2 protein-coding genes and 1 pseudogene are annotated in these 4,513 nt (G+C 63.3%); 2 read left to right on the top strand and 1 reads right to left on the bottom strand.

Translation table 11 applies throughout. The features are described from left to right. Positions 1-80 precede the first annotated feature (80 nt). Both aceE and BSZ39_RS12135 read left to right on the top strand, forming a co-directional pair. Positions 81-2,504, top strand: a pseudogene (gene aceE, locus BSZ39_RS12130) (pyruvate dehydrogenase (acetyl-transferring), homodimeric type); the annotation flags it as partial. A gap of 72 nt (positions 2,505-2,576) precedes the next feature. Next, a complete protein-coding gene (locus BSZ39_RS12135; RefSeq protein ID WP_073717581.1) occupies positions 2,577-3,713 on the top strand; it encodes an LOG family protein in 1,137 nt (378 codons plus the stop codon). On the opposite strand, the gene BSZ39_RS12140 is transcribed toward BSZ39_RS12135, so the two are convergent. After that, positions 3,703-4,437 (bottom strand): anaerobic C4-dicarboxylate transporter family protein, encoded by a 735-nt coding sequence (locus BSZ39_RS12140; protein ID WP_083603340.1) that lies wholly within the window; start codon positions 4,435-4,437, stop codon positions 3,703-3,705. The two genes, BSZ39_RS12135 and BSZ39_RS12140, sit on opposite strands and share 11 nt — an antisense overlap. Positions 4,438-4,513: the final 76 nt, after the last annotated feature.

Consider the following 4,513-nt stretch of genomic DNA (forward strand, 5'->3'; position numbering starts at 1 on the left):
GTGAGTTGTAGAAGATGAACTCGAGGATCACGCGGTGACCGCCCTGCTGTCCAGCACGACCACCCCGCTACACCACTATGAGGGACTCAACTGGCGTGGGTGGCCATATTTCGACCTATGCGTCGATTGCGACGCTCTATGAGGTCGGCTTCAACCACTTCTTCCGTGGCAAGCACCACCCCGGTGGTGGCGACCAGGTCTACTTCCAGGGCCATGCCGCCCCCGGTAACTACGCGCGAGCCTTCATCGAAGGCCGCCTGTCGGAAGCCGACCTCGATGGCTTCCGTCAGGAATACTCCCGCCCTGCCGGTGGCCGCGGCATCCCGTCTTATCCGCACCCGCGCCGCATGGAGGACTTCTGGGAATTCCCGACGGTCTCCATGGGCCTTGGCCCGTCGCAGGCGATCTACAACGCCTGGGTCAACCGCTACATGCACGAGCGCGGTATCAAGGACACCTCCCAGCAGCACGTCTGGGCGTTCCTTGGCGACGGCGAAATGGACGAGCCCGAATCGCGCGGCATGCTCCAGCTCGCCGGACAGCAGCAGCTCGACAACCTGACCTTCGTCGTCAACTGCAACCTGCAGCGTCTCGACGGCCCGGTCCGCGGCAATGGCAAGATCATCCAGGAACTGGAAGCGTTTTTCCGCGGCGCCGGCTGGAACGTCATCAAGGTCATCTGGGGCCGCGAGTGGGACACCCTGCTCAACGCCGACAAGGACCGCGCACTCGTCCACCTCATGAACAACACGCTGGACGGCGACTTCCAGACGTTTAAGGCGAATGACGGCGCATACGTCCGCGAACACTTCTTCGGTCGCGACCCGCGCACCAAGGCGCTCGTCGCCAACTGGACCGATGACCAGATCTGGGCGCTGAAGCGCGGCGGCCACGACTACCGCAAGGTCTACGCCGCCTATAAGGCCGCGACCGAGCACACCGGCCAGCCGACCGTCATCCTCGCGCATACCATCAAGGGCTACGGCCTCGGCCCCTCGTTCGCGGGCCGTAACGCCACGCACCAGATGAAGAAGATGAAGATCAAGGACCTGAAGGCCCTGCGCGATCTTCTCCACATCCCCATCACCGACGAGCAGATCGAAGCCGATCCGTTCCAGCCGCCGTACTACCGGCCGAGCGAGGACGATCCGGCGCTGCAGTACATGCTCGAGCGGCGGCGTGCCCTCGGTGGTTTCGTGCCGGAACGCAAGGCACCGAACTCGACCGAGCTCACGCTGCCCGGCGACAAGCCCTACCAGATCCTCGCGAAGGGTTCCGGCAGCCAGGAAGTCGCGACGACGATGGGCTTCGTCCGCTTGCTCAAGGAGCTCATGAAGGATAAGGAGATCGGGCGTCGCATCGTCCCGATCATCCCCGACGAGGCACGGACCTTTGGTCTGGACTCGATCTTCCCGACCGCGAAGATCTTCAACGTCCACGGCCAGAACTATACGGCCGTCGACCACGACCTCATGCTGAGCTACAAGGAGAGCGAGCAGGGCCAGATCCTGCACACTGGTATCAACGAGGCCGGCTCCGCCGCGGCGTTCCAGGTCGTCGGCACCTCCTACGCCACGCAGGGTGAGCCGCTCATCCCGGTGTACATCTTCTACTCGATGTTTGGCTTCCAGCGCACGGGAGACCAGTTCTGGGCCGCCGGCGACCAGCTGGCGCGCGGCTTCATCATCGGCGCGACGGCAGGTAAGACTACGCTCGCGGGTGAAGGCACCCAGCACATGGATGGCCACTCCCCGATCCTCGCGGCGACCAACGAGTCGATGGTCCACTATGACCCGGCCTACGCCTACGAGATCCGGCACATTGTGCGAGACGGTCTGCAGCGCATGTACGGCAAGGACGATCGCGACCCGAACGTCATGTACTACCTCACCGTGTACAACGAGCCGTACCAGCAGCCTGCCGAGCCGGACGATGTTGACGTCGACGGCATTATCAAGGGCATCCACCGCATCGCCGACCATTCCGGCAACGGCCCGAAGGTCCAGCTGCTGGCTTCTGGCGTTGGCGTGCCGTGGGCGATGCATGCCAAGGAAATCCTCGCCGAGGACTGGGGAGTCGACGCGGCTGTATGGTCCGTCACGAGCTGGAACGAGCTGCGTCGCGACGCGATCGCAGCCGAGCAGCACAACTTCCTGCACCCCGAGGAGGAAGCCTGGACGCCCTACGTCACCGCCAAGCTGTCTGACAGTGAAGGTCCCTTCATCGCCACGAGCGATTACGACCACATGCTGCCCGATCAGATTCGTGCGTGGGTACCGGGCGACTACTTCGTCCTTGGTGCCGACGGTTTCGGCTTCTCCGATACCCGCGCCGCTGCACGTCGTCACTTCTTCATCGACTCGCACTCGATGGTGGCGCGAGCCCTGCAGGCGCTGGGCAAGTCCGGCCAGGTTGACGGTGATGCCGCCCGCCAGGCCATCGAGAAGTACGACCTGTTCAACGTCAACGCCGGCGAATCCGGCAACGTTGACGGCGACGCCTAACGCGCGTCCCTAGCGCACAGCGGCCTGCCGACCTCACGGTCTGCAGGCCGCTTGCTGCATAGAAAGGCCACCATGTCCCAATCGCTCTACTCCCGCCAACCACGCGCCACCGATATCGAAACCCTCGAGAAGTTCGACGAACTCGTTGCTCGAGGAGCCAAGAAAATGTCGGGATGGCACATTCAAGGAGTCGACCTACGCGAACGCTCCGCAGAATTGCGCGCGCTTAACCCGCCGGGCGCGATCTTCCTCGGCTGCGCGCTCACTAAGGCGGACGAAGAATCCCTGCGGGCTCGCGGCGGCCTCGTCTTCCCCCGGATCCGCGACATCCCCTTCAACATGTACCGGGCCAGCCTGTACACGCCGCAACAGCTTTACGCCGGGTTAGACGAGGGCGGCTACGAGGCTACCTTCGACGCGCAGGTCTATGCGTGGACCAAACGCCAAGACACCCGCGGCGACGTTCGCGTCACGCTCGCGACAGCGCTGCACGATCACGGTATCTCCGATGCCCTGGCCGATATCCAAAGTCGTGGGGTCTTCGCACCCCATATCGCCGGAGTCATGGGCGGCCACGCTTTGCAGCGTGGCTCCGACCAGTATGCCAAAGCAGCCCGGTTCGGCCAGGTCCTCGCCCGGCAGGGCCTCACCGTCGCCACCGGCGGCGGACCAGGCGCAATGGAGGCCGTGAATCTCGGCGCATTCTTCACCGCTGACGGCACCCGCCTGCACAATGCGCTGGAGTCATTGGCGAGCGCGCCGAGCTTCGTGCCCGATGCCACGGCCTGGGCGCGCGTCGCGTTCGACCTCATTCGCGACTACGAGGGCACGCCAAGCCTTGGCATTCCAACCTGGTTCTATGGCCATGAGCCGCCCAACCTGTTTGCTACGCATACCGCGAAGTACTTCACCAATGCCCTGCGCGAGTCAATCCTGCTCGAGATCTGCGACGCCGGAATCGCTTTCCTACCAGGCCACGCCGGCACTGTCCAGGAAATCTTCCAGGACGCGTGCGAAAACCACTATTCGCCGCCCGAGGCCGTAGCCCCGATGGTCCTCATCGACCGTGACTACTGGACCCGCGTCCTGCCCGCCTGGCCGCTACTGTATGCCGTCGTATCGTCGGGCCCAGCGGCCTCATCCATCTTCCTAGTGGATTCCGTGGATGAAGCCGCTGAGATCCTTTCCGATCACGCGCTCAGAGCATAAGCGAGCCAAAGAGGAAACCGAGTCCTACGGCCAAGGCAATATTGACAATGCCCGGGATCATGAACGGGTGATTAAAGATCGCGCGTCCGACGCGGGTAGAGCCGGTATCGTCCATCTCGACGGCAGCCAGCAACGTCGGATACGTCGGCAGGACGAACAGTGCCGAGACCGCCGGGAAGGCCGCGATCGCCGCAATCGGGCTCGCGCCGAGCGCGATCGCCGTCGGCATGAGCGCCTTGGTTGTCGCGGCTTGGGAGTACAGCAGTGCCGCTGCGAAGAACAGCACGACGGCAAGCAACCAGGGATAGGCAGTCAGGGCCGAGCCGGCAAAGGCAGTAATGGCCTCCATATGCGTCGAGACGAACGTCGTACCTAGCCACGCCACCCCAAGGACGCAGACACACGCCGACATACCGGAACGGAAGGTCTGCATTCCAAGAATCTCGGACGGGTCGATACGGCACAGGATCGTAATGGCCATCGCCGCCGCGAGCATGATCGACATGATCGCCTCGGTCCGCGGCAGTGTCGGATCGGAGATGATGTGGAGATTTTCCGATATGAGCGCCGCATAGGTCACCACGGCGATGATCGCGATGAGAAAGATGAGGACCGAGCGTTTAGCCCCCGGGCGTTCTTCGTACTCATGCGCTCCCCGCAACTCGATAAGCCCCTGTTCCTTACGCTCCAGGTAGACCGGATCCGAGCTAGTTGAGTCCCTCATAGTGGTGTAGCGGGGTGGTCGTGCTGGACAGCAGGGCGGTCACCGCGTGATCCTCGAGTTCATCTTCTACAACTCA

It is taken from the genome of Bowdeniella nasicola (assembly GCF_001907295.1).
GTDB classification, from domain to species: Bacteria; Actinomycetota; Actinomycetes; order Actinomycetales; family Actinomycetaceae; genus Bowdeniella; species Bowdeniella nasicola.